2 protein-coding genes are annotated in these 1,560 nt (G+C 74.2%); one reads left to right on the forward strand and one right to left on the reverse strand.

The features are described from left to right. Positions 1-48 precede the first annotated feature (48 nt). Positions 49-669 carry a histidine phosphatase family protein gene (locus tag JS521_RS35605; protein ID WP_205086982.1) on the reverse strand — a complete coding sequence of 207 codons (621 nt, stop codon included), beginning with the start codon at positions 667-669 and terminating at the stop codon, positions 49-51. Positions 670-767: 98 nt separating this feature from the next. Here JS521_RS35605 and JS521_RS35610 point away from each other — a divergent pair, with 98 nt between their 5' ends. Continuing rightward, positions 768-1,403 carry a hypothetical protein gene (locus tag JS521_RS35610; RefSeq protein ID WP_205086983.1) on the forward strand — a complete coding sequence of 212 codons (636 nt, stop codon included), beginning with the start codon at positions 768-770 and terminating at the stop codon, positions 1,401-1,403. The last annotated feature ends 157 nt before the right edge of the window (positions 1,404-1,560 follow it).

The following is a 1,560-nucleotide window of genomic DNA, read 5'->3' on the forward strand; positions in this document are numbered from 1 at the left end:
CCCCCGGCCCCGCCGGCCGCCGAGGCCGCGGGGGGGCTGTCGCCGGGGTCACTCCGGCTGGAGGCTCTCCGGCAGGGCGACGTTGAGCGCGGCGACGACCGGCCGGCCGTGTTCGGTGCCGAGGCGGGAGACCGCGCCGGTGGCGAGCTGGAAGAGGCGGCCCTCAGCCGGGGTCAGGCCGAGGTAGCGGGCGGTGAGGACGCGCAGGAAGTGCGAGTGCGCGACGAGGGCGATGTCCTCCTCGTCCCGGACCTCCTCGGCGGCCGACCGGACGCCCGCGAGCACCTGGTCGGCCCGTTGCCCGATCTCGGCGGGGCTCTCCCCCGGGTGCTCCGGGGAGCCGGGGTCGACGCCGTCGGTCCAGAGGTTCCAGAAGGGGCGGGTGCGGCGGATCTCCCGGGTGGTGATGCCCTCGTACCCGCCGTAGTCCCACTCCCGCAGCTCGGGGGTGACCCGGGGGGCGGGGAGCCCGGCCAGTTCGGCGGTGCGGCGGGCCCGGATCAGCGGGCTGACGAGCGTGAGCCCGATGTGCCGGTCGGCCAGCAGCGGGACGAGCGCGCGGGCCTGGCGCTCCCCGACGTCGGTGAGGGGAAGGTCGGTCCAGCTCGTGTGCTGTCCGGAACGGGACCACTCGGTCTCGCCGTGCCGGATGAGGATCAGCTCGCCCATGGTGGTCCATTCGCTTTCTGTACAGGTGGCGTCGGTGGTGCGGGTGGGGCCACGTACCGTAAGCCCCTCATCTGCACGACTTCCCGTGGGGGGACCGCATGTCCGACAACTTTCCGCCGCCTCCGCCCGAACAGCCGCAGCCGGAGCACCAGGTTCCGGCAGGGGCCGTTCCGGCGGCGCAGCCTTCGCCCTGGGCGGCTCCCGCCGCGCCGCCGCGCAAGCAGCGTACGGGGCTGATCGCGACGCTCGCCGTGGCAGGTGCGCTCGTCGTGGCGGGAGGGGTGGTGGCGCTCGTCCACACGCTGATGTCGTCGGTCCAGGACTCCATCGCGCTGCCGCCGCGGTCGGAAGCGCCGTACTCCGAACCGTACGAGGAGGAGCCGTACGAGGAGCCGTACGGCGAGGAGTACGAGGAGGAGCCGGCGCCGCAGGCCACCGTGACCGAGCCGGATGTGGAGGAGGACGTCACGATCACCGCGTGCACGCGCGATCCGCAGATCGGCTGGCAGTCGGCGAAGGTGAAGGTCGTGAACGGCTCGTCCACGACGGCGAGCTACAACATCGGGGTCGAGTTCCTCGGCAAGGACGGCGCGAAGGTCGCCGACGGCGTCACCGGAGTGGTCGACCTCGCGCCCGGCAAGAGCGTCGTGGAGGAGGTCCATGGCCTGGGCGAGGTGCCGCCCGGCACGACCTGCCGGCTGGTCGACCTGCTGCGGGTGCCTACGGGGGACTGAGGGGACTGAGTCGGGCGTCCGGGCACGGACACGGAACGACGCAAGGGCCCCCCCCCCCGGGGGGCCCCCGGGGGGGGGGGGCGGCGTACGGCGGGAGAACCGGTCAGGCCGCCCACTGGCTGATTCGGCCCCGTGCCCGGGACGTGGCACGATGCGG

The organism is Streptomyces durocortorensis (assembly GCF_016901035.1).
GTDB lineage: Bacteria > Actinomycetota > Actinomycetes > Streptomycetales > Streptomycetaceae > Streptomyces > Streptomyces durocortorensis.

Coding starts and splice junctions, on each gene's coding strand:
- JS521_RS35605 (WP_205086982.1), bottom strand. CDS start 669: ATGGGCGAGCTGATCCTCATCCGGCACGGCGAGACCGAGTGGTCCCGT.
- JS521_RS35610 (WP_205086983.1), top strand. CDS start 768: ATGTCCGACAACTTTCCGCCGCCTCCGCCCGAACAGCCGCAGCCGGAG.